This window comes from Rhodococcus sp. MS13 (assembly GCF_013277835.1).
GTDB lineage: Bacteria > Actinomycetota > Actinomycetes > Mycobacteriales > Mycobacteriaceae > Rhodococcus_F > Rhodococcus_F erythropolis.
Genome location: NZ_VBTL01000011.1, coordinates 595,938 through 621,879 on the forward strand (window position 1 = coordinate 595,938; position 25,942 = coordinate 621,879).

Annotated in this window: 25 protein-coding genes and 1 pseudogene; 19 read left to right on the plus strand and 7 right to left on the minus strand. The window is 62.1% G+C overall.

Features of this window, described 5'->3' with window-relative positions:
* Positions 1–368: 368 nt before the first annotated feature.
* Genes FEZ59_RS24605 through FEZ59_RS24615 form a run of 3 tightly spaced genes read left to right on the plus strand, consistent with a single transcriptional unit; the run spans position 369 to position 3,704 of the window.
* Positions 369–1,574, plus strand: a complete 1,206-nt coding sequence (locus FEZ59_RS24605) for an iron-containing alcohol dehydrogenase (RefSeq protein WP_080910022.1) — start codon at positions 369–371, stop codon at positions 1,572–1,574.
* Positions 1,575–1,632: 58 nt separating this feature from the next.
* Positions 1,633–3,024, plus strand: coding sequence for a GAF domain-containing sensor histidine kinase (locus FEZ59_RS24610; protein ID WP_024487311.1), 1,392 nt, complete (start codon positions 1,633–1,635; stop codon positions 3,022–3,024).
* The gene (locus FEZ59_RS24615) at positions 3,021–3,704 is read left to right on the plus strand and encodes a response regulator transcription factor (RefSeq protein WP_019744264.1); all 684 of its coding nucleotides are present in this window, start codon (positions 3,021–3,023) and stop codon (positions 3,702–3,704) included. Before FEZ59_RS24610 ends, FEZ59_RS24615 begins: the two co-directional genes overlap by 4 nt.
* Here the strand turns inward: FEZ59_RS24615 and FEZ59_RS24620 are convergent.
* Positions 3,701–4,240, minus strand: coding sequence for a hypothetical protein (locus FEZ59_RS24620; protein ID WP_020968996.1), 540 nt, complete (start codon positions 4,238–4,240; stop codon positions 3,701–3,703). The genes FEZ59_RS24615 and FEZ59_RS24620 overlap by 4 nt on opposite strands.
* An 83-nt stretch (positions 4,241–4,323) precedes the next feature.
* Positions 4,324–4,818, minus strand: a complete 495-nt coding sequence (locus FEZ59_RS24625) for a helix-turn-helix domain-containing protein (protein WP_019744262.1) — start codon at positions 4,816–4,818, stop codon at positions 4,324–4,326.
* Between the two features lie 68 nt (positions 4,819–4,886).
* On the opposite strand from FEZ59_RS24625, the gene FEZ59_RS24630 reads away from it, so the two are divergent.
* Positions 4,887–5,822, plus strand: coding sequence for an ABC transporter ATP-binding protein (locus FEZ59_RS24630; RefSeq protein ID WP_172933326.1), 936 nt, complete (start codon positions 4,887–4,889; stop codon positions 5,820–5,822).
* On the plus strand, positions 5,819–7,489 hold the full coding sequence (locus tag FEZ59_RS24635; RefSeq protein WP_172933327.1) for an anibiotic ABC transporter: 1,671 nt from the start codon (positions 5,819–5,821) through the stop codon (positions 7,487–7,489). Before FEZ59_RS24630 ends, FEZ59_RS24635 begins: the two co-directional genes overlap by 4 nt.
* A 23-nt stretch (positions 7,490–7,512) precedes the next feature.
* Here the strand turns inward: FEZ59_RS24635 and FEZ59_RS24640 are convergent, their stop codons facing one another.
* Positions 7,513–8,301, minus strand: coding sequence for a thioesterase family protein (locus FEZ59_RS24640; protein WP_172933328.1), 789 nt, complete (start codon positions 8,299–8,301; stop codon positions 7,513–7,515).
* A 233-nt stretch (positions 8,302–8,534) separates the two neighbouring features.
* The gene (locus tag FEZ59_RS24645) at positions 8,535–9,011 is read right to left on the minus strand and encodes a MaoC/PaaZ C-terminal domain-containing protein (protein ID WP_172933329.1); all 477 of its coding nucleotides are present in this window, start codon (positions 9,009–9,011) and stop codon (positions 8,535–8,537) included.
* A 104-nt stretch (positions 9,012–9,115) separates the two neighbouring features.
* Here FEZ59_RS24645 and FEZ59_RS24650 point away from each other — a divergent pair, with 104 nt between their 5' ends.
* A complete protein-coding gene (locus FEZ59_RS24650; RefSeq protein ID WP_019744256.1) occupies positions 9,116–9,541 on the plus strand; it encodes a DUF6314 family protein in 426 nt (141 codons plus the stop codon).
* A 16-nt stretch (positions 9,542–9,557) separates the two neighbouring features.
* Here FEZ59_RS24650 and FEZ59_RS24655 read toward each other — a convergent pair whose 3' ends face one another.
* Complete coding sequence (locus FEZ59_RS24655; protein ID WP_003942061.1) at positions 9,558–9,770, minus strand: TOBE domain-containing protein; 213 nt, start codon at positions 9,768–9,770, stop codon at positions 9,558–9,560.
* A gap of 142 nt (positions 9,771–9,912) precedes the next feature.
* Here FEZ59_RS24655 and FEZ59_RS24660 point away from each other — a divergent pair, with 142 nt between their 5' ends.
* Complete coding sequence (locus FEZ59_RS24660; protein ID WP_007728313.1) at positions 9,913–10,116, plus strand: DUF4287 domain-containing protein; 204 nt, start codon at positions 9,913–9,915, stop codon at positions 10,114–10,116.
* A 6-nt stretch (positions 10,117–10,122) separates the two neighbouring features.
* Here the strand turns inward: FEZ59_RS24660 and mftM are convergent, their stop codons facing one another.
* Together mftM and mftR are read right to left on the minus strand one after the other, a co-directional pair.
* Positions 10,123–10,956 carry a mycofactocin oligosaccharide methyltransferase MftM gene (gene mftM / locus FEZ59_RS24665; protein ID WP_019744254.1) on the minus strand — a complete coding sequence of 278 codons (834 nt, stop codon included), beginning with the start codon at positions 10,954–10,956 and terminating at the stop codon, positions 10,123–10,125.
* 11 nt (positions 10,957–10,967) lie between these two features.
* Positions 10,968–11,567 carry a mycofactocin system transcriptional regulator gene (gene mftR, locus FEZ59_RS24670; RefSeq protein WP_172933330.1) on the minus strand — a complete coding sequence of 200 codons (600 nt, stop codon included), beginning with the start codon at positions 11,565–11,567 and terminating at the stop codon, positions 10,968–10,970.
* 150 nt (positions 11,568–11,717) lie between these two features.
* Here mftR and mftA point away from each other — a divergent pair, with 150 nt between their 5' ends.
* The 12 genes and pseudogenes from mftA to FEZ59_RS24730 all read left to right on the plus strand — a co-directional run bounded on the left by mftA (position 11,718) and on the right by FEZ59_RS24730 (position 25,819).
* On the plus strand, positions 11,718–11,813 hold the full coding sequence (gene mftA / locus FEZ59_RS24675) for a mycofactocin precursor MftA (protein ID WP_063836238.1): 96 nt from the start codon (positions 11,718–11,720) through the stop codon (positions 11,811–11,813).
* Positions 11,798–12,085 (plus strand): mycofactocin biosynthesis chaperone MftB, encoded by a 288-nt coding sequence (mftB, locus tag FEZ59_RS24680; RefSeq protein ID WP_007728309.1) that lies wholly within the window; start codon positions 11,798–11,800, stop codon positions 12,083–12,085. Before mftA ends, mftB begins: the two co-directional genes overlap by 16 nt.
* Before the next feature lie 76 nt (positions 12,086–12,161).
* A complete protein-coding gene (gene mftC / locus FEZ59_RS24685) occupies positions 12,162–13,379 on the plus strand; it encodes a mycofactocin radical SAM maturase (protein WP_172933331.1) in 1,218 nt (405 codons plus the stop codon).
* Positions 13,380–13,434: 55 nt separating this feature from the next.
* Positions 13,435–14,613: a pre-mycofactocin synthase MftD gene (mftD, locus tag FEZ59_RS24690; RefSeq protein WP_020906858.1), complete on the plus strand. Its 1,179-nt coding sequence runs from the start codon at positions 13,435–13,437 to the stop codon at positions 14,611–14,613.
* A gap of 26 nt (positions 14,614–14,639) precedes the next feature.
* A complete protein-coding gene (locus FEZ59_RS24695) occupies positions 14,640–16,571 on the plus strand; it encodes a mycofactocin system FadH/OYE family oxidoreductase 1 (protein WP_172933332.1) in 1,932 nt (643 codons plus the stop codon).
* On the plus strand, positions 16,568–17,395 hold the full coding sequence (locus FEZ59_RS24700) for a mycofactocin-coupled SDR family oxidoreductase (protein WP_003941966.1): 828 nt from the start codon (positions 16,568–16,570) through the stop codon (positions 17,393–17,395). Before FEZ59_RS24695 ends, FEZ59_RS24700 begins: the two co-directional genes overlap by 4 nt.
* A complete protein-coding gene (locus FEZ59_RS24705) occupies positions 17,395–19,344 on the plus strand; it encodes a mycofactocin system FadH/OYE family oxidoreductase 2 (RefSeq protein WP_172933333.1) in 1,950 nt (649 codons plus the stop codon). The genes FEZ59_RS24700 and FEZ59_RS24705 overlap by 1 nt, the downstream gene beginning before the upstream one ends.
* Positions 19,345–19,396: 52 nt before the next feature.
* A pseudogene (locus FEZ59_RS24710) lies at positions 19,397–20,634 on the plus strand (DUF222 domain-containing protein).
* A gap of 100 nt (positions 20,635–20,734) precedes the next feature.
* Entirely contained in the window at positions 20,735–21,427 is a 693-nt protein-coding gene (gene mftE / locus FEZ59_RS24715; protein ID WP_029254887.1) for a mycofactocin biosynthesis peptidyl-dipeptidase MftE, read from the plus strand.
* A gap of 97 nt (positions 21,428–21,524) precedes the next feature.
* Positions 21,525–22,922: a mycofactocin biosynthesis glycosyltransferase MftF gene (gene mftF, locus FEZ59_RS24720; protein ID WP_020906864.1), complete on the plus strand. Its 1,398-nt coding sequence runs from the start codon at positions 21,525–21,527 to the stop codon at positions 22,920–22,922.
* Positions 22,919–24,400 carry a mycofactocin system GMC family oxidoreductase MftG gene (gene mftG / locus FEZ59_RS24725; protein WP_172933334.1) on the plus strand — a complete coding sequence of 494 codons (1,482 nt, stop codon included), beginning with the start codon at positions 22,919–22,921 and terminating at the stop codon, positions 24,398–24,400. The genes mftF and mftG overlap by 4 nt, the downstream gene beginning before the upstream one ends.
* Before the next feature lie 105 nt (positions 24,401–24,505).
* A complete protein-coding gene (locus FEZ59_RS24730; protein WP_019744245.1) occupies positions 24,506–25,819 on the plus strand; it encodes a helix-turn-helix domain-containing protein in 1,314 nt (437 codons plus the stop codon).
* Positions 25,820–25,942 lie beyond the last annotated feature (123 nt).

Genomic DNA, 25,942 nt, shown 5'->3' on the forward strand with positions numbered 1-25,942 from the left:
TCGCGGCTGTCAGTCCGTCGTTTCGGGGATCAGCAAGTGACCCTCGAGGTTGCCGGCAGTGCAGGGGCGAGAGGCGCGCTCGGCGCGGGCTGGGTCATAAACACCTTCTGGATCGGTACTACGGGCCGCTCTGGCCAGAACCGAAAGTACAACGGGACCTGATTGCCGCGCCATCTATTTTCCGGCGACGACTACCTGCCCGAACGGGTAGGTAAGTGCCTCTCCTTCGGTGGGTGTGCCCCGACTGCTGTCCGCGTAGGCTCGGGGCCAGCACTTGTAAGGTGGATCACACCAGTTGGTGCTCGGGCGAGCGAGCTGAGAATTCGCGAAGCGGTGATCTCGGTGCCGCGCGAGAGGAGAGTGGGGTCGTGTCCGTGGCATATCCGGATGCTGTGAACCACGGTGTTCATCGCCGCGGCACTGCTGCTCGACTGGTCAAATTTCACGCCCCCGAGATCGTCTTCGGTATCGGTTCCCTGGTCGAGGCAGCACACGCGACTCTGCGGTTCGGCGGGTTCCGCCCGTTTCTGGTCACCGATCCAGGCTTGATCGACGCGGGATGGGTCAGCGAACTCGAGGACCATCTCACGGAGCAGGGCTTGACCGCGACAGTGTGGTCAGGGCTGACGCCCAACCCCAAGGACTTCGAGATCGCGGCCGGATTCGAGGTGTACCAGGAAGGCGAGTGCGACGTCATCATCGCGCTCGGTGGCGGTTCCGTCATCGACGCGGCAAAAGGTGTAGCCGTCCTCGCTGCCAACGGCGGCAACATACTCGACTACGAGGGTGTCGATCAGGCGACAAAACCGATCCCGCCGTTGGTGATGGTCCCCACCACGTCCGGAACGGGCGCTGACGTGTCGCAGTTCTGCATCGTCACGGACACGACCCGCGGCACCAAGATCACCATCATCGGCCGTGCCCTGGTGCCAGATGTGACGGTCATCGATCCGCGGTTGCTCACGACGATGCCCGAGTGGCTCAATGCAGCAACGGGATTGGATGCACTGACGCACGGAATCGAAGCCTTCGTCTCACTGGCGCACAATCCGTTGACCGATCATCACGCGCTCCGCGCGGTCGGCCTCGTGACGGAGAATCTGGTGAACACGATCCAGGACCCGATGGAGATGGAAGCTCGATCGGTGATGGCGCAGGCGAGTCTCGAGGCCGGGTTGGCGTTCACCAACGCGATACTCGGAGCCGCGCACGCCATGAGCCATCAGGTGGGCGGCATGCTTGATCTGCCACATGGCGTCATCAACGGAATTCTGTTGCCCCACGTCATCCGATTCAATTCCACGACGGACGCTGCCCCCTTTGTTGCCATCGCTGCGGCGCTGAGCCTTCCTGAACAGCACGGCACCCCGGAGGAAGCAGCGCTGGCGGTGGCCGACCGGGTCGAACGTCTCGCCCGGGAGGTTGGGGTCCCGAAGGGGCTGGGGGAGTTGGGTGTTCGCGAGGAAGACCTCAGTCGACTTGCCAGCTTCGCGTTACTCGACGCCTGCATGTCCACCAATCCCAGGGAAGCGACGCAGGAGCAGATGGTGGCGTTGTTCCGAGGTGCCTTGTGAAGAGGGACAGTGTGATGCGGTGCAGTGTGATGCGGTGCAGGGTGAATCGGTGCAGACGATGACCGCGGACCTGTCGCGACTCACCGGTTTACGTTCGGGTAAGAGTTCGTTTTATCCGCAGTACCGCGGCGCTGCCGAGCGTCTCGAACGCGTCGTACATGCGTTGGAATTGATCTCGCGGGCTTTGGTGCGGACCGTCGAGGGGCCGGAAACCCTCGTCTGCGCGGTCGCGGAAGCCGCCCGTGCTCATCTGAGTGCGAACTGGATAGTCTTCGCCTTGGCCGACGGAACATTGCCCGACGCCGGACCACGGCGATTGGTTCTCGGCCCGGACGCTACCCCTTTTCTGGTCGACAACGTCGAGGGGCCACCACTTCCGGAGGATGTCGTCGAATGCCTCGACGACATCCGGTGCGGAAGAATCGAATCCAACTCGGTGATCGACGCTCACTACGCGTTTGTGCCGATCGTGCTCGGCGGCGGTGTGGTCGGCGCCTTTGCGGCCTGGACGCCGGCCAACCGGACACTCGATACGACGGACGGAGCCGTGCTCAGCATTCTGGCCAGCCAGACTGCTGTGGCCCTGCAGAACTCGGCGCTCTACCAGCGCGGACAACTACTGCTCGAACGAGCCGAAGACGCATATGCGGAGGCCAATCGCACTGCAGCCGACCTCGCGGTGCGCAACAGCGAATTGGAGTCCACGCAGCGTCAACTCGGAGTGGCTCACCGGCACCAGGTGGTCGACGACGAACGGCACCGGATCGCCCGCGAACTTCACGACAGCGTGACACAGGCTGTGTTGTCGGCCGGCATGCAGATCGAGGTCTGCCGGAGCGACATCCCGGAGGCGGAACGCAGTGAAAGACTGGACTTGGCAAAGGATTTGACCAGGCGGGCGGTCGAGCAGCTTCGCTCGGCGATCTACGCGCTCAATCATTCCTCGGATGCGGACCGGACGTCGCTGCCCGAGATGCTCGAGCAGCTCGGCGTGGTTCACATGCCGGACGAATTGGCGGTCAGCGTTCGCGTCGGCGGCACCCCGACCGAGCTTCCAGGCGATGCCGAACACGCTCTTCTGCGGATCGCGGGGGAGGCGCTGTTCAATGTTGCGGTGCATGCCCATGCGAGTCGAGCGGTCCTGCGGTTGACCTATCGAGCGGATACGGTGCTGCTGTCGGTTTCCGACGACGGTGACGGCGACCCTGCGCGGATGCGTCTGATCCTCAAACTCGCAGCCACCAACGACGTCGACGGCCGTCATCGCGGACTGGCGAACATGCAGACACGAACTCTCGAGTTGGGTGGTGCGCTCGAAGTTCGGCGCGCGCGGATCGGTGGAATTCAGATTCTCGTGCGACTGCCACTACCACTGCCACAGGCACTTCCGCTCCAGGCGGATGTCGACAATCTTTGCTCCACCACTGAAATCGAGAGCGAGGAATCATGACCACTGCGCGTCCCGTCATCACCCGCGGAGCATCGCCGGTTCAGGGATTGGTTCGAATCGTCCTGGTCGACGACCATGCAATTTTGCGGCAAGGGCTCCGCTCGGTTCTCGAGCGCGAAAGCGACCTCGAGATCGTGGGGGAGGCTTCGTCTCTCGCCGAGGCGCTTGCCGTGGTCGACAAGGTGGGCCCGGATATCGTCTTGATGGATCTGAAACTCTCCGCCAGTTCCGACTACGAGGGACTGACCCTTTGTGGCCAGTTGTCTACGGCGCATCCCGGGCTCGGACTGTTGGTTCTCACCACCTTTCTCGACGATCAACTGGTGGTGCGAGCGGTACACGCGGGTGCTCGCGGCTATGTCGTCAAAGACGTCGACACCACCGAATTGGTGCGTGCGATCAGGGCGGTCTCGCGGGGTGAGAGTGCGTTCGATTCTCGCAGCGCATCGGCTGTCGTCCGATCGCTCAACGGGCAGTCGTCATCCAAAGAACGATTGACCGATCGTGAACTCGAAGTACTGAGACTGCTCGCAAACGGCTTGTCCAACATCAAGATCGGTGAGCGACTGTTCATCTCGCCGACCACGGTCAAGTTCCACGTCAGCAACATCATGCGCAAACTCGAGGTGAGTCGGCGAGCAGAGGCCGTCTACGCCGCGAGTAAGCAAGGTCTGATCTAGCTCCGCTCGGAGACCGCCCAGGCGCGCAGCGCCTGATGCTGTACGAGGAGCACGCTCGATCGAGTTGTGCGCAGAGTCGACGCGGTCATCTCGGCAGTCAGACCCACTGCGATTCGCAATACCAGGACCTCACGTTGGTCGTCGGTGAGGCGACGTGGGCATTTGAATTGTCCGTCGATGTTGCGTGACTGGGGAATTGACGCAATCCGTTGCGAGGCCAACTCGTAGGCGAAGTTCTCGATTCGTGTGTCGGCCGAGATCGTTTCGGACATTCGTGTGACGACGTCCAGGGTGCATTGATGGGCGAGATCGTCGGCGAATGTTGCGACAGGCGTCCCGAGAAGCCTGGCGCGATAGTAGAGAACTACGCGAGGGTGCAATCGGGCCAGGAGTTTCGACAGTGCGTGATGATCGCCGGCGAATGCCCCGGCGGCGTTGCGGTTCAAGGAAATCGATTGTTCACAGGTTTCGGGTGAAGCGGTTCGTGCGGAGGGTGGCGTCGGTGAAGTCTTCGCGCCCCTGATCGACAGCTTCATCAACAACTCCTCGGGTACAGCGCACCTCATCATGCTGGAACGAGAATTGAGGTACCCCACCGAAAATGCGGGTAAACCTGAAGTTACCTTCCAGGTGTCCGGTCTTTTCGCTGGGAGCGCCAGTCCGCGAGCATGCGCGGCATTTCCGCGGCCATGAAGTCGAAGAAGTCGCGCAGATCTTCCATACGATCGCCGGCCGTAGTGCCTTCACCGAGGACCCGAATGCCCTCGTCCGCAACTGCCGAGACCTGGTAGAGGGACGATTGTTTCGTGACAAACGCGTCGGCCCACATGTCGACGCTGACGCAGTAGTGCTGACGCCTCGATCCGGGGACGGCCACTCGCTCGATCAATCCGACTTGCTGGAGGTATCTGACTGCTCCGGAAATGGCGGCGGGGCTCACTCCCAATCGGGATCCGAGATCTCCTGGCGTGGACGAGGGTGTCTCGCTGGTCATCAACGCGGCCCACACGCGGGCAGGCATCGGCGGAAAACCCATGTCGCTCAGAACGAGTGAGAGTCGTTCGACAAAATGTCGGCTCTCGTCCGGTGCAACGGTGTGGCTGGTGTCGGTCATCGGAACCCTTCGATCTTTTCTTCTTTTCTATCTTCACACATTTGTGAAATCGGCGTACGGTCAAATTCATGGGTGCGGCAATTTCAGTGAAAAGCCTCGTCAAGACCTTCGGTACCACCTGCGCGCTGGACGGCCTCGACCTCGAAGTCTCAGCAGGTGAAGTGCACGGATTCCTGGGACCGAACGGCTCTGGAAAGTCGACCACTATTCGGGTGCTCCTCGGCCTGCTCCGCTCGGACTCCGGAGACGCAACTGTTCTCGGCGGCGATCCGTGGCGAGACGCTGTTACCTTGCATCGACGTCTCGCTTACGTGCCTGGCGACGTGAATCTGTGGCCCAACCTCACCGGCGGGGAGGCTATCGATCTGTTGGCGGGTCTGCGCGGTGGCTTGGACCGAAAACGCCGCAGCGAGTTGCTCGATCGCTTCGAACTTGACCCGACAAAGAAGGCGCGGACGTACTCGAAAGGTAATCGGCAGAAGGTTGCACTCGTGGCGGCGTTTTCGTCCGACGTCGACCTTTACGTACTCGACGAACCGACATCGGGGCTCGACCCGTTGATGGAAGCGGTGTTTCAGGACTGCGTCGAGGAGGTGGCTCACGCCGGAAAGACGGTCCTGCTGTCGAGCCATATCCTCGCCGAGGTCGAAGCGCTGTGCGATCGCGTGAGCATCATCCGCGACGGGCGGACGGTGGAAGAGGGAACGCTGTCCGAACTCAGGCATCTCACGCGCACGTCCATCTCGGCGGAGACACAGCGCCAGATCGGCGGACTCGACGGGCTCGGCGGTGTCCACGACGCGGTGATCGACGGTAACCACTTCACCTGCGAAGTCGACAGCGCGCAACTCGGACCACTCATGACGTACTTGGTCGGATTCGGGATCGTGGCGCTCACTTCCACTCCGCCGACACTCGAAGAACTCTTCTTGCGTCATTACGGTGACGAGCGCGCCAGGGAGACTTCGGTCCACCTGCGAGCCGAGACCGGTGTACGGCCATGACCGTTGCTGTCGAGGCCGCTCCACCGGTACCTGCCTCGGCAAGTCAATTCACCGGCACACGCCGACTGGTCCGGCTGGCTTTGCGACGGGACCGAATTCAGCTTTCCGTGTGGGTCATCTCGATCGTCCTGTTCATGCTGCTCGTCGTCGCCAGTGTGACCGGGCTGTACTCGACCCCCGAGGAATTACGAAACATCGCAGTCAGTTCCGCGGTATCGCCGGTGGCGCTGGCGACCAACGGAATCGTGTCCGGCGATTCGCAGGGCGCGATAGTCGCCAGTCAGTCGGTGCTCGTGTTCGCGTTGGTGGCGGCATTGATGAGCACCCTTGCTGTGGTTCGGCATACACGACAGAACGAGGAGACCGGCCGTGCCGAGATGATCGGTGCTGCGGTGGTTGGTCGGCGAGCGCTTCTGACCTCCGCACTGATTGTCACGGTCGGTGCGAACGTGGTTCTGACACTGGGAATTGCCCTGGGATCGATCGCCGTCGGTTTGCCTGTCGTTGGTTCGCTCGCGTTGGGTGCTTCGATAGGTGGGACCGGAATCGCGTTTGCCGGTGTGGCGGCGGTGACTGCGCAGATCACGGACGGTGCTCGTACGGCCAACGGTCTGGCGGGTGCCGCGATCGGTGTTGCCTTCATGCTGCGCGCGATCGGCGACGTGAACAGTACGGTCGTCGACGACGGAACTCGCGTGGTGAGCGGTTGGTTGTCGTGGCTTTCGCCGATCGGATGGGCGCAACAGATCAGACCTTTCGACGACGACGCCTGGTGGATCCTGTTGTTGCTGATCGGATTTGCGGTTGTGCACGTGATGGTGGCGTTTGTTCTCATCAGCCATCGTGATCAGGGAGCGGGGCTCGTACAGCCCCGGCCCGGCCCGCCGACCGCAGCATCGTGGTTGCCGTCGGCTTGGGGCCTGGCGTGGCGCATGCAGCGAATGACGATGTTCTGGTGGATCTTTGCCGTTGTCATTCTCGGGTTCGCCTACGGCGCTGTGGGCAACGAGATCGACGCGATGGTGGGATCGTCGCAGCAAACCGCGGAGATGTTCGAGAAACTCGGTGGCGGCGGTACGGATCTGGTGGATTCGTACTTGGCCACTGCTCTCGGTCTCACCTCGATAGTGATCGCGGCATATTCGGTCCAGAGTCTTCTCCGGATGCGGGGCGAGGAAACATCGGGACGGCTCGAACCGTTGCTGGCAACCTCTTTGTCGCGGTGGAGGTGGATGCTTTCCCACCTGGGTGTGGTTGTGGGCGGTGTGATCCTCGCGCACGTCTTGATGGGTGCCTTCACCGGATTTGCCTTCGGGCTCGTCACGGACGACATCGGCGGCAACACACTTCGCATGACCGGCGCTGCCTTGGCCTATCTGCCTGCGGTGCTCGTAGTCGTGGGGTTGGTGTCGTTGGCTTTCGGACTGTTTCCGACCTACACGTCGGCGCTCTCCTGGGGAATCTTGGCGGCGTGCATCGTGCTCGGGCAACTCGGAACATTGCTGAAGCTGCCGCTGGTAGTGCTGGATCTGTCACCGTTCACCCACGTGCCGGGTGCCCCCGCCGAGCCAGTGACAGTTCTACCGCTGCTGGCAATGATCGTTGTGGCAGTAGTGCTTTCGACAGCATCGCTTGTTGCGTTCCGTCGTCGCGACCTCCAGGGGTAGTAGGGCTGAACTCAATTGGGAGTTCAACTCAGAATTCGACGAAGCTGGCGAGCCCGAGCAGCGAGCCGTCCGGTCGAGTCGAATAGTTCGGATTCGTCAACACAGAGAGTGTCTGTCGCCCAGGCGGTCCCGTGGCGTAGGCGATACCACGGTGACAGTGATTGGGGATCTGCCGTGAGGTGCTCCGGTGTGAAATGCGCGGTGAACTCGATAGTGGGTATAGCCACGGGCATCGTCAGTGTCGCGAACAATCCGGGCGGAAGCGCGTCGAGAAGGACCGCGGCGCGCTCTTGGGCCGTGAAATCGAGGTCTGTGAGCAATCGGATCCAGACGTCGAATTCCGGGGAGTCGCCACCGGCGAACGGCCTCGCGGAATTGATCGGCCGGATGTCGAGGTGCTGGGAGAACGGCACAAAATCCACCGGGATCTCCAGCGGCGGCAGGGTTGACGGGTCGGCCGGAGTCGGTTCGGCGACAGGGGCGGACATCGTTGTGCCTCCTGTGTCGCGGGCTAGCCGAACGAGAGCGGATCCCGAACCGGTCAGCGTGACGTGGCAACTGACGGTCCGCCCGCCCCGCATATCGTCGACAGTCAACTCGGCCGGCCCCGGAGGGACGGGGCGGTCCAGGTGCGCCGTGACTGCCAGAGGTTCGGCTCCGGACGCGTCGGCGGCCACTCGCAGCATCCGTGCAACGGCGAGTCCGCCCTGAATGCCGTCGAAACTCCGCCAGCTGGAGTCGAATTCGGTGTGATGATGCGCTGCGTCGGTCGACTGCACGGCCTCCGCGGATGCCTGACTAGTAATTGCCATAGTCAGCACCCTAGATGCTGACTATGGCAATGGCAAGCTAGGGTCTATTCGGGAGTGCTGGACGAGCCACCGAAGAGCATGTAGATGAGGATCTGAAGAATGCCGAGAGGATTGATCTCGCCGAGGCTGCTCATGTGTGAGGAACTCCTGTTTGCGGGGATGGGTACTGTTGCGTCGCAACGTCACTGAAAGTACGGCAATTCAGACACTGCGGTGCGGAATTTACCGATAATTCACTGTCCGCGAGTCGGGCGACAGTGCAGGTAGGCGTCAGTGACTACGTCGAGAACGCGATTGCCGTGTGCATCGACCAATTTCGCTGTGATGGTGACCAATCCCCGCGCGCGATTGTCGAACACGACGTTGTCGACGGTGACCTTTCCGCTCAGGGTGTCACCGGGGCGAAGTGGACGTAGGAAGCTCACGTCGCGCATGGTCTTTCCGGCGATCACGTTCCACTGGTCGTAGAGACTGGCGACCACCAACTTCTGGCAGATCGACAGGGTGTGCAGCCCGCTGGCGATCAACCCGCCGAAGACCCCGGACCCGGCGGCATCCTTGTCGATGTGAAACCACTGGGGATCCCACTGGGTTGCGAACTCGACGATCTCCTCTTCGGTCACCGAATACGAGCCCAATGGGATCACCTGGCCGATCTCGAGATCTTCTGCGAACACTGTGCGTTGGTGAAGGGTGGCCGAATCGTTCATGTCTGTGTGAATCTCCTGCGTGTTCCGGATGTACTCGGAACATACTCCCCGCAGTGCGTTCGGCCCCTTCGTAAGTCCTTGTCCAGGGTCACTAGAATCGTCACATGGTTGACGACGCGAAGATCGAGCCGAGGGCGCTGGCAGGAACGTGGCACTTCGAGCGCGACATAGTCGACCGCCTTTCCGGTTCCACCAAGCATGTCTTCGGCGAGACCACTATCTCCGACGCCGGTGACGGTCGGATGCGCTGGTACGAGAGTGGCACTCTGCGTGACGGCGATCTGGAATTGCCAGTGTTCCGGACTCTGTTCATTGCAAAGCGCGGCCTCGAATGGGCCGTGACATTCGAAGACGGCAGAGAGTTCCACGACTGGGCGCCGGGGGAGGAAGTCGAGCACCTGTGCGGTGCGGACACCTACCGCGGGCGAATCGACGTCACTGCAGTAGATGGATCGGCTTGGGCGGTCGTCTGGACCGTGACGGGGCCGAGCAAGAACTACACGATGACCACGCATCTCACCCGGCCCTGATCGCAGCGATCACCAGTTATTCGACGCCGATCGTCACCTCGGTGGACTTCACGAATACCGTTGCAGCTTGGCCTGGTTCGAGGTCGAGATCCAGTGCGGCATCGCGGGTGATCGACGAAGTCACGATCTGGTTGCCGCCGTCCAACTTCACCTTGACCGTTGCCATGACGGTGCCGAGGTTGACCTCGGTGATGGTGCCGGTGAGTTGATTTCGTGTGGACAGTCGCATCTCTGAAACTCCTGTGCTCTGGGGTGGGTGTACTTCGACCATAATCCGATGGTCGCGTATCTACCCAGCGATTCCGCAGGTGCGGACATGCGGGCACCGCAGGTGCGCGAATATTGTCGGGCGGTGGAGGTAGATTCCGGTCATGACTGAACCCGTGAAAGGCCCGGCGTCGTATTTTCCGTCGATCGAGAAGAAATACGGTCGGCCGATCGGTGAGTGGCAAGAGCTGATCAGAAGCTCAGACCTCACCAAGCACATGGAATTGGTGAATTGGTTGAAGTCGGAGCACGGGATGGGGCATGGTCACGCGAATGCACTTGTCGCCCATACGCTGAAAGAAGGCTAGTTCTTTTCAGGCGGCCGATGCGTCCAGCACCAACCAGCCGCCGTGATGCTCGAATACCTCGAACGGCACACCGGTCTGCCGGCCGACCGCACGCAGTGACTCGAGATCGAACGTACGGATGTGGCCGTGGCACGCGGTGGCTTCGTCTTCGAAGGGGACGGCTATGACGACCCGTTGACGTGCGATTCGGAGTGCCTGCGCGATCACGGCTTCGCCGACCGAGTCGTCGACGTGCTCGAGGAGATGAATTGCGGTGACGGTGTCGGCGCTGTTGTCCGGTGCCGGTACTTCACCCGCGTCGCAGATCACCGTGTCGATCGTGATGCCGAGTTCGGGGGCTACCGCGTCGAGCAGGATCATCGTTCCGGGCAGGATGTCCGTGGCGGTCACGTCCATTCCGGCGCGCGCGAGCCGCAGGGGCAGGAAACCGAAGCAGGAACCCAGATCGAGTACGGAACCGCGAACCAGTTCTTCGGCTTTGTCGTGAATCGGCGCGAAATCTGCAGTGCCGTCCAGTAGTTCGGCAAGGGAGTTCCGGTAGTAGGTGGTCCAGGATTCGAGAGCGCCGTCCACGGTGGACCGAACCAGTCCGACCATCGTCAACTCGAATTCGTCCTGACCGAACTCCGCGTCCTGGATCGACGAGGTGACTCCGGCTACGAGTCGCTCGCTCAGATCGGCGGGAGTGAGGGAGTGCCTGACGTGGAGTCTGCCGCCTCGACGATCGAGCGAGATCGGACCGGAATCGACACGTTCGACGGTGACATGCCCGAACGACCACAAGCCCGGCGTCGACGGTGCCAGTGAATCCAGGACCGGTTCGTTCGTGATGGTGGACATGATCGCCTTTCTCAGGTGGTGATGCCGGTCCGCAAGGACTGCGTACCTGTTTTCAAGAGTCCCGGTAGCTCGAGTGAATCGTCGGTGAGCCACTGTTCGTACGCCGACATGGCGACCCCGAGCAGAAGATAGCCGACCGTGCGTGGGCCGTGATCGGTCGGCTCGAGATTCATTCGGCGTGCGACGTAGTCGGCGACCACCTGCCGCCAACCTTCGTACATCACCACAGAGTATGCCTGAAGCGTCGGAACTTCGAGGATCAATTCCATCCGTTTGCGATGTACCGCAGTCTCTTCCGGCGGGAAGGTGTTGAACGTCAACAATGCGGATTCGAGTGCGTCGACCAACGGTATGTCAGCGGGCAGTGAATCCAGGTGCTCGCGCATCTCGTCGAGATGTCCGTCGAAGTCGCCCCAGGGGACGGCGTTCTTGGACGGAAAGTAGCGAAAGAAAGTCCGACGCGCGATGCCGGCGGCGTCGGCTATCTGGTCGACGCTCACCTCGTTGAAGCCGACGGTGGAGAACAGTTCGATGCCGATCGTGCTGATTCCCTCCCTCGTTGTGGAGGGGCGACGACCTATCCGAGCGGACGGTTTCTTGCGGCTACGCATACTTTTTTCGCTCCATGTGTGTCATTCTGCACTCGATGCCATTACAGTGGTGAACCGAGTCACAGTGAAGTCCCACTAGTGACCACCAACTCCCAGGTTGGAAGTCTGATCTACAGACTTCCAGACGGAGTGCGACCGCAGGAGGAATCCATGTCAGATCGTGACAACAAGGCGCTCGAGAACGACCTCGTCGAGGAGTCCCTCGTTGAGGAAGTTTCCATCGACGGCATGTGCGGCGTGTACTGACCGTGTCTGCTTTGGATCTCGATGCGGGGTGGAAACTCCACCCGCAGGTAGCGCTTCGCCCCGAACCTTTCGGGGCGTTGCTCTACCACTTCGGAACGCGCAAGCTGTCGTTCCTGAAGAACACGACCATCGTTGCGGTGGTCAAGGCGTTGCCAGACCATCCTGATGTCAGGTCCGCACTACGTGCGCAAGGCATCGAAGATGACGCGGCTCCCCAATATGCCCGCGCGCTGAGCACTCTCGCCGATTCGCACATGATCGTGCCTGTCTGAGCCAGACGCTCGCCCCCACGTGCGGAACAGCCCTTCTGCACGTTCGCCCGCTTCATTTCTTCGCGAGGACACAGCCATGACCTCAGTTCTTGAACAGCCCTCTCCGCCCGCCAAGGTGGGTCGCCTCGTCGATCAGTTCGAACTCGGACTCGACGCCCCCATCTGCCTGACGTGGGAACTCACCTACGCCTGCAACCTGTCCTGCGTGCACTGCCTTTCGTCGTCGGGTCGCCGTGACCCCAACGAGCTGAGCACCGAACAGTGCAAGTCCATCATCGACGAGCTGCAACGTATGCAGGTCTTCTACGTCAACATCGGTGGCGGCGAGCCGACGGTACGCTCCGACTTCTGGGAGCTCGTCGATTACGCAACGGACCACCAGGTTGGCGTGAAGTTCTCCACCAACGGCGTGAAGATCGACAAGAAGGTCGCGGCACGGCTTGCGGCCAGTGACTACGTCGACGTGCAGATTTCCATCGACGGTGCCACCGCTGAGGTCAATGACGCTGTGCGCGGGCCTGGTTCGTTCGCAATGGCCGAGCGGGCTCTCGCGAACCTGAAGAAAGCCGGCTTCAAGGACGCCAAGATTTCGGTGGTCGTCACGCGGCACAACGTCAGTCAGCTCGACGAGTTCAAGGCTCTCGCGGACAAGTACGACGCGACCCTGCGCATCACTCGACTGCGCCCTTCGGGCCGCGGCGCCGACGTGTGGGACGACCTGCACCCACGCCCCGAACAGCAGCGTGAGCTCTACAACTGGTTGGTGGCCAATGGTGAAGGCGTCCTGACGGGCGACTCGTTCTTCCACCTCTCCGCGTTCGGCGATGCACTGCCCGGTCTCAATCTCTGTGGCGCGGGCCGCGTCGTGTGTCTGATCGACCCGGTCGGTGACGTGTACGCGTGCCCGTTCGCGATTCACGAGCAGTTCCTCGCCGGAAACATCGTGAAAGACGGTGGATTCCAGGAAGTCTGGCAGCATTCGGACCTGTTCGAGGAGCTGCGCTCGCCGCAGAGCGGTGGCGCCTGCAGCAAGTGCAATCACTACGACTCCTGCCGGGGTGGCTGCATGGCAGCCAAGTTCTTCACCGGACTGCCGATGGACGGACCTGACCCCGAATGCGTCATCGGTAACGGTGAAATGGCATTGGCGTCGGCGGGGGAGGTCCCGAAGTCCAGTGTCGACCACTCCCGTTCCGGTCAACGTAAGACCCCACGTGCATCGGTGCCACTGACACTGATGATGCGTCCGCCCGCCAAGATTTGTGACGAAAACCCGCTTGCGGGAATGCAGTAACTACTGCGCGATACCGACAGTGCGGCGAAAGCTGCACCCCAGAGAGGTCAGTTCAATGGCTAAGAATGCTTTCTTCGAGACGGTGGCAGAAGCACAGCGCCGTGCGAAGAAGAGGTTGCCCAAGTCCGTGTACGCGGCGTTGGTGGCGGGATCCGAGAAAGGGCTGACGGTCGACGACAACGTCGCGGCATTCAGCGAACTGGGTTTCGCTCCTCACGCTGCGGGACTGTCGGACAAGCGCGAGATGTCCACCACCATTATGGGCCAGGACATTTCGTTGCCCGTCATGATTTCACCGACCGGTGTGCAGGCAGTGCACCCCGACGGTGAGGTAGCGGTAGCTCGTGCGGCTGCAGCACGGGGAACAGCCATCGGACTGAGTTCTTTCGCCAGCAAGTCCATCGAAGAAGTTGCCGCGGCCAACCCGCAGGTCTTCTTCCAGATGTATTGGGTCGGCAGCCGCGACGTGCTCCTGCAGCGTATGGAGCGCGCTCGCGCTGCCGGTGCCAAGGGCCTGATCATCACCACCGACTGGTCCTTCTCGTACGGTCGCGACTGGGGCAGCCCGTCCATCCCCGAAAAGATGGACCTCAAGGCGATGTTCCAGTTCGCTCCCGAGGGCATCATGCGCCCGAAGTGGTTGCTGGAGTTCGCCAAGACCGGCAAGATCCCCGACCTGACAACACCCAACCTCGCGGCTCCCGGCCAGCCGGCACCGACGTTCTTCGGCGCGTACGGCGAGTGGATGCAGACCCCGCTTCCGACTTGGGAAGACATCGCCTGGCTTCGTGAGCAGTGGGGTGGACCGTTCATGCTCAAGGGCATCATGCGCATCGACGACGCCAAGCGAGCTGTCGACGCCGGTGTCTCCGCTATCTCGGTCTCCAACCATGGTGGTAACAACCTCGACGGCACCCCGGCGCCGATCCGCGTGCTCCCGGGCATTGCCGAGGCCGTGGGCGATCAGGTGGAAGTTGTTCTCGACGGCGGCATTCGACGCGGCGGCGACGTCGTCAAGGCGCTAGCACTCGGAGCCAAGGCCGTCATGCTCGGGCGCGCCTACCTGTGGGGTCTCTCGGCAAACGGCCAGGCCGGTGTCGAGAACGTGCTCGACCTGATGCGGATGGGCATCGACTCGGGGCTGATGGGCCTTGGCCACTCGTCCATCACCGAACTGAGCCCGGCAGACCTGGTGATCCCGGAAGGCTTCACACGCTCACTGGGCGCCAGCTGAGATTGCGGTTCCGATAGAGCTGTGAGTTGACACTCGACGAACACACAACCCTGGCCGGACGCTTCGTCCGGTCCAGGGTTGTTTTCGGTCCGCATGAGACCAATCTTGCTGTGGGAAGATCACTTTCCGATCGGCACCGTGCGTACTACCAGCGCCGCGCCGAGGGTGGAGCCGGAATCGTCGTCACCGAAGTGGCCTCGGTATTGGAGAACGACTGGCCGTACGAGCGTGCACCGCTGGCGTCGGAGTGCGGCCCGGGGTGGCAGTCGATCGCGGCCGCATGTGCTCCGTACGGAACGCTGGTTCTTGCCGGGCTCGGTCATACCGGCATGCAGGGATCGAGCGCATACTCCCAATCGGTGCTGTGGGGACCGTCAAGAGTGGCCGACCCGGTGACGCGTGAGTTGCCGATGGCAATGGGGCAGCCGGAAATCGACCAGTTGATGGCCGGCTTTCGTGAAGCGTCGGCAATGGCCATCGCTTCGGGAATGGACGGAGTGGAACTCGATGCCGGTCCTCGAAGCATTCTGCGGCAGTTCCTTTCGGGTCTGACCAACACTCGGCAAGACCGATACGGCACTGATCGCGTTGCCCTTGTTCGCGAGATCATCTCGGCAGTGCGCGAGGAAGTCGGGTCGGACCACGTTGTCTCCCTGCGGTTGTCCTGCGACGAGGAAGCACCATGGGCGGGACTGACACCCGATCTCGCCGCCGGTTTTGCACGCGATCTGTCGCCACAACTCGATCTCCTTGTCGTCGTTCGTGGCGGACTCTATTCGTCAGAGGGGTACCGACCCGACTTTCACTGCCCGCCGAACTTCAACCTCGATCTGTGCCGTGAGATCAAGGCCGCGGTCTCGATTCCGGTTGTCGTGCAGGGGAGCGTCGTGGACATCACCGACGCTCACACAGCGCTGGAAGTAGCCGAGTTCGTCGAGATGACCAGGGCCCAGATCGCGGACCCGGACCTGGTCGTGAAAGCCGCGCGCGGTGATCGTCCACGGCCGTGTGTGCTCTGCAATCAGACGTGCCTCGTGCGTGATCCTCGCAACCCGGTCGTGACGTGCGTGGGGAATCCGAGCGCGGGTTTCGAGACGGTGGACCCCGATGAGCGAGAGCAGATTTCGACACCGGGAGCCGTGCTGGTCGTGGGGGGTGGCCCCGCCGGGATGGAGGCCGCGCGGATCTCGGCGGTGGCGGGACACTCGGTCACCCTCGTCGAGAGTTCATCGCAGTTCGGCGGCATGATCCGAACTTTTGCGCGAGGTGACGGCCGCAGCCGGTTCACACTCCTCGCACAGTGGCTCGAGGACGAATGCCGTCGTAGCGGCGTGACGATGCGGACCGGGGCGGCGGTCGAGGCGCAGGACCTGAGTGACGCACGTAGTCGGGGTGAGCTGGTTGTGGTTGCCACCGGTAGTGCTGCGCGGCCGCCGACGTATCCGGTCGACGACTCGGTTCGGTGGTTGGATGCGTCGGAAGCCTTCGGGAAGTTGACCACCGTGGGGCCGGGTCCGGTCGCGCTGATCGATCCGCTCGGTGGACCGATCGCGGTGGCGCTCGCCGAAGCACTCGCGGTCCAGGGCGTCTCCGTCTCGATTGTGACCCCGGACAGCATCGTCGGTTCGAGGCTCGGTGCGAGTGGGGATCTGGTCGGCGCCAACACGCGCATCCAGCAGGCCGGGGTCACCAGGGTGCTCGCGTCCCGTGTCATCGAAATCGCCTCAGGGGCCGTCTGCGTCGAGCACGTTCATACCGGCGAGCGGTCACAGCTCGAGTGTGAAGTGGTGATCGACTGCTCGCATCGTCTGCCGAACGAAACGCTGAAGGAAGCGGCCGACATCCAGGTGGGTGACTCGGTTGCCCCGAGAACTGTTCTCGAATCCATCCGCGAAGGGCGCTTTGCAGGGTTTACTACTAGAACGAGTTTCAATTCTGCAGAGAGGGCTATCTCATGACACAGGGTTCAGTTCGTTCGCTCGAAGGTCGCGTTGCTTTCATCACCGGCGCAGCGCGCGGTCAAGGACGTGCGCACGCGGTCAAGATGGCGCGCGAGGGAGCAGCGATCATCGCAGTCGACGTGTGCGCGTCGGTGGCGTCGGACAATTCTTACGACGCAGCAACTTCCGAGGACTTTGCCGAGACGATACGTCTGGTCGAAGCGGAGGGTGGCAAGATCCTCGCCCGCGAGGTAGATGTCCGTGACGGCGCAGCGCTCACCGCGGTGGTCAAGGACGGTGTCGAGCAGTTCGGACGCCTCGACATCGTGGTCGCCAATGCCGGGGTCTGTAACTGGAATCGATTCTGGGAAATGTCGGACGAGCAGTGGGAAACCCTGATCGACATCAACCTGACCGGAGTCTGGAAAACCCTCAAGGCATCGGTGCCGGCGATCATCGAAGGTGGGCGCGGTGGATCGATCATCGTGGTCAGTTCGGTGGCCGGACTCAAGGCGCTGCCCGGGCAAGCGCACTACGCGAGCGCCAAGTTCGGTCTCGTCGGTCTGACGCAGGCCGCGGCAAAGGAACTGGGGGAGTACAAGATCAGGGTCAACTCGATCCACCCTTACGGAGTAAATACGCCGATGGGGGTCGACCAGGGTGCGCTCGAGGTGTTTGCAAAGTTTCCGCAGTACCTTCCCAACTTCACTCCGATCCTCTCGGACATCGCGTTCGCCGAACCCGACGAGATCGCCGATACCGTTCTGTGGCTCGCGGGTGACGGTTCACGCACCGTCACGGCAAGTCATATCGCTCTCGATCAAGGAAACTCCAAGGTCTGATGACGCCGTACCCGCGCCTCTTCGCGCCACTGCGCCTGGGCAACCTGACACTCCGCAATCGGGTCGTGTTCTCCGCACACCTGACCAATTACGCGGAGAACGGGTTGCCGACGGAGCAGCACGCGAGCTACTACGAGGCGCGGGCACGGGGCGGTGCGGGTCTGATCATCACCGAGGAACACTCGACGCATCCTTCGGATCGACCGTACGAGAAGATGATTGCGGGCTATCGGCCGGAAGCGATCGAGGGATACCGGCGGATCACCGACGCCGTTCATGCGCATGGTTCGTCGATTCTCGCGCAGATCAACCACAATGGGGGTCAGGGCGCTGGAACCTATTCGCGATCGCCGCTGTTGGCGCCGAGCGCCGTTGCGGATCCGTTGTTCCGCGAGGTGCCCAAAGCTGTCGACGACGCGGACATTGCCGAGATTCTCGCAGGGTTCGCCCTTGTTGCGCGCAACTGCGTTGCCGGTGGCTTCGACGGGGTGGAATTGCAGGCGTCGCAGTCGTCCATCGTGCGCGCGTTTCTGGCACCCTCGACCAACCTGCGCACCGATCGCTACGGCGGGGGCGTGGCGAATCGTGCTCGTTTCCTTCTCGAAGTGCTCGGGGTCCTGCGTAAGGCCATCGGCCCGGATCGTGTGCTCGGTGTGCGCCTGAGTGGATACGAAGGAACGCGGGGTGGCATCGAACTGTCCGACGCGGTAACCACCGCCCAACTGATCGACGCTGACGGTCACGTCGACTACATCAACACCACCGTCGGAATGGCCACGGAAACACTGCATCTGGTCGAAGCATCGATGGCTGTACCCACGGGCTACGCCAACTTCGTCCCGTCTGCGATCAGGGAGGTCGTCGATCTTCCAGTCGTCGGAGTCGGCCGTTTCAAGACGCCGGAGCAAGCCGAAGCTGCACTCGAGGACGGTGTATGCGATCTGGTGGGCGTAGTTCGCGGGCAGATCGCCGATCCGGATTTTGTGAACAAGGCGCGTGCTGGTCAATCGTCAGAGGTGCGAACCTGCCTGTCCTGCAACCAGGAATGCGTCGGGCGGATGGGTCTGGGGCGTTGGTTGGGGTGCACCGAAAATCCGCGCGCCGGTCGGGAATCGGTCCCACTGCCGATGCCGCGGCGACGGGGCCGCACGGTGGTGGTAGTTGGCGGCGGCCCGGCCGGCCTGCAAGCTGCGGCCACCGCGGCCCAGCGAGGTCATGCGGTGACGCTGTTCGAGCGTGAACGAAGACTTGGCGGACAGATTCTTACCGCCTCGGTGGTATCGGTTCGCCGTGAGCTCGCCGACCTCGTGCGAAATCTCGAATCGGAGTGTCGCCGAAGCGGTGTGACGATCGAGCTGGGTGTTGGAGCTGACCTTGCGATTGTGGAGGAACGGGCGCCCGACGTGGTCGTGATCGCAACCGGCGCACGGCCCGTGCGCCCAAAGTGGGCGGGTGGATCAGAGCGTGTCGTAAGTGTTCGAGACGTTCTCGACGGCAGGGTTCTGCCGAGCGGAACGGTGCTCGTATACGACGAGTTGGGATTCCATCAAGGTACGTCGGTGGCTGAATTCCTGGCTGATCGAGGTTGCGCTGTCACGATCGCGACCAACGGCATGGTGGTTGCCCAAGATCTGAGCGTCACCCTGGATTTCGAGGGGTGGAACCGCCGGGCGTTCGAGAAGTCGATCGTGCAACGGACGGATCTGATGGTGACTTCGGTGAGCACTGGAGCCTCGCCGCTCGTGAGCGTGGTTCACCTTCCGACGGGTGTGGTCGAGGAAGTTGCGGTCGACTGGGTGGTCTTCGCGACACCGCAGGAACCTGTCGACGAGTTGTGGAACTCCTTGCAGGGAAGTTCTTTCGAGATATTTCGCATCGGTGACGCCTTGTCTCCGAGACGTTCGCACGCAGCGGTTATCGAGGGGCATCGGGCTGCGTTGGCGATATAAGTCGTCCGTTTTGTCTCTGGTTATCGAAAGTATGTTCGATTAAACTTTCTGCATGGACAGTCGGGAAGCGTGGCAGCTGGATGGTGAGGGCCTCAAGGGGAGGTTCTGGATCTGGTGCGTGTCCGGCACGAGTTGCAGTCGCGGTTGGTGTTGTTGATTGTGGAGATGTTTTCCCGTGAGGTTCTCGGTGGGAAGGGTTTTCGGGCGATCGCGCAGTGGTTGCATGGTTCGACGAATTTGGAGATCGGTGAGTGCAGTCTGCTGGTCGGGTTGGCGCGGTTGTTGATGCTCGAACCTGTGGTGGGCGATGCGTTTCACCGGGGTGATGTTGATGCGTTGAAGGCGCGGCAGGTGGCGTCGTTTTGTCAGCATCCGCCGAAGAACATGACGCCGGCGGATGTGGACAAGGCCCGCGGGATCTTGTTGGGGTTGGCGTCGAAGAACATTGCGGATTGTGATGCGGTGCGGGCGGCGATTCGGCGGATCGAGAAGCAGTACGGCACGCGTGAGGACGGTGTTCCGGTCGGCGAGGATTCGGAGCGCAACGAGTTCTACGCCTCGAAAGGCCTGTACGGCAGAGTGACGGTGAAGGGCGATCTGGATGCGGTCAACGGGGCCCGTCTGATCACGTTGTTGTCGAGTTTGTCGGCGCCGACGCCGGAGAAGGACGGTGTCAAGGACACGCGTACTCCGGCATTACGGCGTGCGGACGGGTTTTGTGAATTGTTGCGCCGGTATGAGCGGGCGGGGTTGGGTCCGATCGAAGGCGGAGTGAAACCGCACATCACGGTCACCGCGTCCGCGAAAGACATGACCGACCTTAAAGTTCTGAAAGACCTGTTGCCGTCCACTGAGGAGTTGGGATTCGCGTGGACGGATTGGGTGGGCCCGATCAGTATCGACACTGCCCGGATGTTGGCGTGCGATTGCACCGTGACGCGGATTTTGTTGGATGAGAATGGTGTTCCGCTCGAGTGCGGTAAGGAAGCGAGAACGGCGACGGTGCCGCAGCGGCGGGCGTTGGCGGTTCGGGATGGTGGGTGTGCGTTTCCCGGGTGTGGGACGCCGTCGGGGTGGTGCGATGCTCATCATATTGTTCACTGGAATGATGGCGGCCCAACGGATCTCGACAATCTGATCTTGTTGTGTGGTCATCATCATCGGACGATGCACCACACGGAGTGGCGGGTGGAGATCGGCCCGGATCGGAAGTCGGTGTTCTATCCGCCGATGTCGATCGATCCGTATCAGCAGCCGATCGGCGGGAACAGCCCACCGACAGCGGCGTGACCGCGACAACCGAAAACTGATACACCGGGGCACAACCATGCCCCGGTGTATCCACATGCTGTGTTGCGGTGGGAGGGGCCGGCACCAATACGATCGGGGGATGAGTTCTCCGCGTGACCTTGCTGCCATCCCGAGTCCTGCGCTCGAAGGCACTGCGCTCACCGTCGTGGTCCCGGTCGGTTCTTTCGAACAACACGGACCGCACCTGCCTCTCGATACCGACACCCGGATCGCGAGAGCAGTCGCACAGGCTCTCCCCGACGTTGTCGTGGCCCCGGCCATCGAATACGGGGCGAGCGGCGAACACGAAGGGTTTGCCGGCACGATTTCGATTGGTGCCGAGGCTATGGAGACCCTCGTCGTCGAATACGGAAGGTCGGCGTTCAGGTGGACGAAGCGGGTGCTGTTCGTCAACGGCCACGGCGGAAACGGTCCCGCGCTGGCCAAAGCTGTGGCACTTCTTCGATACGAGGGACGTGACGCCGCTTGGGCGCCGTGCGCTGTTGCGGGTGCCGATGCGCACGCGGGACACACTGAAACGAGCCTATTGCTGCACCTTTCGCCCGATTTGGTGCACATGAGCCTTGCTGAGACAGGAAATTTGTCTCCTATCGCGGACCTGATGCCAGGAATGCGTTCGGGCGGTATGGTCGCTGTGTCGCAAAACGGCGTTCTCGGCAATCCAGTCGGGGCTACCGCCGAAGACGGCGCATACATCTTCGGTGAGTTGGTAGGACGCGTGACGGATGGACTGGCCCGGTGGGAGCCTGGTCCAGATGGGAGGCTTCGGTGACGACCACGACCGAGTGGGGGCGGACGGTCCACCTGCGACGGCTTTCGAGGCTGCGACGAGTTGCAGCACGACGGGCTACGTCCCTTACGATCATCTGATGCGACCAGCAAGACTCCCCGACGGCTTCGGCATTCGGTTGGACCCCAAGGTGCGCACGTACTCGGGCGGCCGGGTGCTCATCGGCGGCTCTCCGACACGGATGCTCAAGCTGGCTCCGACGGCTGCGGCGATGATCGGTGACGGCTTCCTCGAGGTGGTCGATCAGCAGAGCGCTGCGGTTGCTCGTCACCTTCTCGATTCAGGCGTCGCGAATCCTCGTCCGATGTCGACACCGTCTGCGGCAGATGTCACCGTCGTGATTCCGGTCAAGGACAACCAGGCCGGCGTCGAACGCCTACTGCCCGTCCTCAAGGATCTGACCGTCATCGTTGTCGACGACGGTTCGGAAGTGCCGGTGGAGCCCCGTCGCGCCTGCCCGGGCACCGGAACCATCACAGTGGTGCGGCACGAGAGCGCCCGCGGACCCTCGGCAGCGAGAAACTCGGGATTGCGTTCGGCCCAAACACGTTTCGTAGCTTTCCTCGACTCCGACGTCATACCGCGTGCCGGTTGGCTCGAGTTGATGTTGGGCCACTTCAGCGATCCAGGGGTTGCCCTTGTTGCGCCCCGCATCGTCGCCCTCGATCCGTACGGGACGGCGCTGGCGCGGTACGAGAACATGCGATCGTCTCTCGACCTCGGACGCAAAGAAGCTGCGGTGAAGTCGGGAAGTCCGGTCGCCTATGTCCCCAGCGCGGCCGTGATCGTCCGGCGCGACGTGGCACTCGAATGCAACGGTTTCGACGAGAGTCTCGAAGTGGCCGAGGACGTCGATTTCTGCTGGCGACTGCAGGCTGCGGGTTGGCGACTGAGGTACGAACCGGTTGCGCATGTCGCCCACGATCATCGAGTTCAGTTCGACAAGTGGTTCGCCAGGAGAGCGTTCTACGGCACGGGCGCGGCGCCGTTGGCTGCAAGACACGAGGGTTCGGTTCCGCCGATGGCGATGTCGTTCTCGACGCTCTTCGCGTGCATCGCCGCCGCAACACTGACCCGTTCCGGTCTTGCGAGTGCGCTGGGCGCTCTGCTCTTCACGGTGTATCGCCTGCGAAAGATGTTCAACGGGCTGAGTCAGCCCACCCGGATCGCAGCGATCCTCACTGCGCAGGGGTTTGTCGGAGGATTCTGGCAACTCGCCTCGGCGATGTGTCGTCACTACTGGCCGGTGACTCTTCTGGCGGTGATCGCTTCCCGTCGAATTCGGCGACTGGCCGTCGCTGCGGCAGTCACCGAAGGTTTGGTGGACTGGTATCGCCACCGTGAGCCAGGCGGGCTGGGTCCGGTTCGGTACGTCTTCTTCAAACGAGCAGATGACATCGCGTATGGAGCCGGACTCTGGCGGGGCGCGTTCGACGCTCGCGACTGGGCGGCGCTGAAACCTCGAATCACCAAGTGACAGAAGCCGACTACGCAGACTTCCTGGTTGTCGGTGGTGGCACGTGTGGCTGCGTCGTCGCAGCCAGGCTCAGTGAAGATCCATCCGCCACGGTGATGCTCCTCGAATCGGGAAGCGGATATCGTTCGGCGCTCGAACTTCCGGACGTCCTGGGTGATCCGTACCGACTGCCGGTCGGACCTGCGAGCGAATACACGTGGACGTATCCGGTCGAACTGACACCGCGTCGGGCGTCCACGATTGCGCGCGGGCGGACACTCGGTGGGTCCGGGGCCGTCAACGGTGCGTACTTCACGCGCGCGACCCGCGCAGATTTCGAGAACTGGCCGAGTTCATGGCGATACGACGACGTCTTGCCGTACTTCAAGAAGTCTGAGACGGATCGTGATTTCGAGAGCGAGTTCCACGGGACCGCCGGTCCGATCCCGGTCGAGCGTCGAGCGTGGGACCAACTGCATCCACTGAGCGGCGAGTTTCATGCGGCAGCGCTCGGAGCAGGCTTTCCCGACGACGTCGACAAGAATGCGCCGGACTCGTTCGGCGTCGGCCGAGTGCCACTGAACGTGGCGGATCATCGTCGGATCAGTACTGCGATCGGGTATCTGATGCCGGCGTTGCACCGCCCGAATTTGCGGGTGGAATCCGGAGTGAACGTCATTCGCATCGTATTCTCGGGAACCCGTGCGATCGGCGTCGACGTTCTCGACGACGGCAACGTCCGACGCATTCGTGCCGACCACGTGATCGTGTGTTCGGGTGCGGTGGCGACGCCGCACATTCTCTTGAATTCCGGTGTTGGACCGGCGGAACAACTTGCAGAGCAAGGAGTTTCCGTCATTCTCGATCGACCTGGCGTCGGCCAGAACTTCGTCGACCATCCGGAAGTGCTGCTGCCGTACCATTTTTCGACGCCTCGTACGATTCGCTCGCAGACACCGGTGCTGGAGACTGCACTCAATCTCGCCGAGCTTGAAATCCGCCCGTACACCGCATCTTTCACAGACTTGGTTCCCGGTGTGCCTCGCATGGATCACGGCGTCGGGGTGGTCCTCATGGCGCCGCGCAGTCGTGGGAGCATCGAACTGGCATCGGGGGATCCCGCTGGGGCACCGCGTATTCGATACAACTACGTCGCGTCGACGCACGATCGAGCAACCATTCGGGAAGGAATGCAGATCGCCGAGAACCTTCTCGAGTCGATCGCCGAGACCGGGTTGATCGATCGCCCCGTCGTGGAGTACACCGACGAGTGGATCGAATCTCGCCTCGGTACGTCCTTGCACATGTCCGGTAACTGCGTGATGGGCGCCGAATCGGACCCGTTCGCAGTCGTCGATGATCGGTGCCGTGTGATCGGCGCGCAAGGACTCAGTATTGTTGACACGTCAATCCTGCCGACGATCCCGACCCGCGGCCCACACGCGACCGCGGTAATGGTCGCGGAACGAGCAAGCGCCATCCTGCTCGGTGACGAGTGACCGCGAGTGGCGGCAGGCTAGGTCGACAGTCATACCGAATGGTCGTTCTCGCCTACGGGCTGTGATCGGCGTTACAGTGGTCCACGGAGCGGAGGAACGCAAAATATGGCACGTGAACAGGCTGTGTCCGGCAACCCGTGGGTGGCGGTCAGGCCAGGCGATGACGTCGCGTTACTCGCGCGGCGACTTTCGTCTGCCCATCAGTCGTTCATCGATGCCCGCGGCGTGCCCGGCCAAGGGCTGACCGACGACTCCCATGTCCGTTCGGTCGTGCTCGAGTCCTGGATGCGGAGCCGCAACAAGGGAGTAAATCCCGATGTTGTCGGCAATCCTGAGATGCTCGAGGGGTTGGAACTCGAAAAATATCGGTCCGCGCATCCCATGTCATTGATCCGTCCGGTGATTCGGAAACTCCTGGTGGAAGATGCTGCCGAGACCGGATTGCTGATCGCGATCAGTGACGCACACGGTCGACTGCTCTGGGTGGAGGGTGACAACTCGGCCAAGGACAAGGCGTTGTCCATGAACTTCGTCGAAGGCGCCGACTGGAGCGAAGATCGTGTCGGCACCAATGCGCCGGGAACGGCGCTTGCTCTCGATCACTCCGTACAGATTTTCGGATCCGAGCATTTCAACCGAACCGTGCACGACTGGAGTTGTTCGGCCGCACCCGTCCACGATCCCACCACTGGGCAAATCCTTGGTGCCATCGACATCACCGGTGGTCCCAGGGTCGCGGTTCCCGAAGTGCTGTCGCTGATCCGTGCAACTGTTGCGGCCGCCGAATCGGAATTGCGATTCCACCTCTTGAACTCGCCTATCCCGCTCAGCGCCACGGCTCCGCGCCTCGAAACATTCGGTGCCGGCCGGCCGACGCTGGTTCGCGGCGGTGACCGCATCCCGATTTCGCAGCGTCACGCCGAGATTCTCCTTCTGCTCTCCGAACATCCGGAGGGTCTCAGCTCCGACCACCTTGCGGTCCTGCTCGACGAGGGGGAGCTCGACGCAGTGACCATTCGCGCGGAAATGTCGCGGCTTCGTAAGGTTTTCGGCGCCGACCGGCTCGCTTCGCGTCCTTATCGGATCATCACGGAGTTCACGACAGACGTCGGCGACGTGCGGGCAGCGTTGGATCGCGGAGACGCGGCGACGGCGATGAAACTGTATTCGGGCCCGGTACTGGCAGGCTCGGCCTCCCCGGGAATCGAAGAGGTGCGGGAAGAACTACGCACCAGGGTTCAGGCGGCTCTGCTGCGTGGAGGTGACGCCAACCTTCTGGCCCGGTGGACCACGTCCGTACACGGGCGCGAAGACTCCGTCGTGTGGGAGGCCTACCTGTCCACGTTGGATCCTCAATCTCCGCTGTATTCGCAGGTCCAGGCAAGAATTGATCTCCTCGACCGCCAATTGGGCATCTGAGAATCATCTGCGTTTCTCGCACGCAACGTACTTGCAACGTTGCAACTCCTAGTGTTGTGAATCACACCCCACCGGGGGGTGGGATTGCAGTCACCGATTTGGTGGGTGCGCCCAGGAAGATCA

Bases quoted from the DNA above. Each gene is read 5' to 3' on its own strand.
- mftA (WP_063836238.1), top strand. From the start codon at position 11,718: ATGTCAGATCGTGACAACAAGGCGCTCGAGAACGACCTCGTCGAGGAG.
- FEZ59_RS24625 (WP_019744262.1), bottom strand. From the start codon at position 4,818: ATGACCGACACCAGCCACACCGTTGCACCGGACGAGAGCCGACATTTT.
- mftM (WP_019744254.1), bottom strand. From the start codon at position 10,956: ATGTCCACCATCACGAACGAACCGGTCCTGGATTCACTGGCACCGTCG.
- mftF (WP_020906864.1), top strand. From the start codon at position 21,525: ATGCGACCAGCAAGACTCCCCGACGGCTTCGGCATTCGGTTGGACCCC.
- FEZ59_RS24650 (WP_019744256.1), top strand. From the start codon at position 9,116: ATGGTTGACGACGCGAAGATCGAGCCGAGGGCGCTGGCAGGAACGTGG.
- mftC (WP_172933331.1), top strand. From the start codon at position 12,162: ATGACCTCAGTTCTTGAACAGCCCTCTCCGCCCGCCAAGGTGGGTCGC.
- mftE (WP_029254887.1), top strand. From the start codon at position 20,735: ATGAGTTCTCCGCGTGACCTTGCTGCCATCCCGAGTCCTGCGCTCGAA.
- FEZ59_RS24645 (WP_172933329.1), bottom strand. From the start codon at position 9,011: ATGAACGATTCGGCCACCCTTCACCAACGCACAGTGTTCGCAGAAGAT.
- FEZ59_RS24620 (WP_020968996.1), bottom strand. From the start codon at position 4,240: ATGAAGCTGTCGATCAGGGGCGCGAAGACTTCACCGACGCCACCCTCC.
- mftD (WP_020906858.1), top strand. From the start codon at position 13,435: ATGGCTAAGAATGCTTTCTTCGAGACGGTGGCAGAAGCACAGCGCCGT.
- FEZ59_RS24630 (WP_172933326.1), top strand. From the start codon at position 4,887: ATGGGTGCGGCAATTTCAGTGAAAAGCCTCGTCAAGACCTTCGGTACC.
- FEZ59_RS24730 (WP_019744245.1), top strand. From the start codon at position 24,506: ATGGCACGTGAACAGGCTGTGTCCGGCAACCCGTGGGTGGCGGTCAGG.
- FEZ59_RS24660 (WP_007728313.1), top strand. From the start codon at position 9,913: ATGACTGAACCCGTGAAAGGCCCGGCGTCGTATTTTCCGTCGATCGAG.
- FEZ59_RS24610 (WP_024487311.1), top strand. From the start codon at position 1,633: ATGACCGCGGACCTGTCGCGACTCACCGGTTTACGTTCGGGTAAGAGT.
- FEZ59_RS24655 (WP_003942061.1), bottom strand. From the start codon at position 9,770: ATGCGACTGTCCACACGAAATCAACTCACCGGCACCATCACCGAGGTC.
- FEZ59_RS24640 (WP_172933328.1), bottom strand. From the start codon at position 8,301: ATGGCAATTACTAGTCAGGCATCCGCGGAGGCCGTGCAGTCGACCGAC.
- mftR (WP_172933330.1), bottom strand. From the start codon at position 11,567: ATGCGTAGCCGCAAGAAACCGTCCGCTCGGATAGGTCGTCGCCCCTCC.
- FEZ59_RS24700 (WP_003941966.1), top strand. From the start codon at position 16,568: ATGACACAGGGTTCAGTTCGTTCGCTCGAAGGTCGCGTTGCTTTCATC.
- FEZ59_RS24615 (WP_019744264.1), top strand. From the start codon at position 3,021: ATGACCACTGCGCGTCCCGTCATCACCCGCGGAGCATCGCCGGTTCAG.
- FEZ59_RS24635 (WP_172933327.1), top strand. From the start codon at position 5,819: ATGACCGTTGCTGTCGAGGCCGCTCCACCGGTACCTGCCTCGGCAAGT.
- FEZ59_RS24705 (WP_172933333.1), top strand. From the start codon at position 17,395: ATGACGCCGTACCCGCGCCTCTTCGCGCCACTGCGCCTGGGCAACCTG.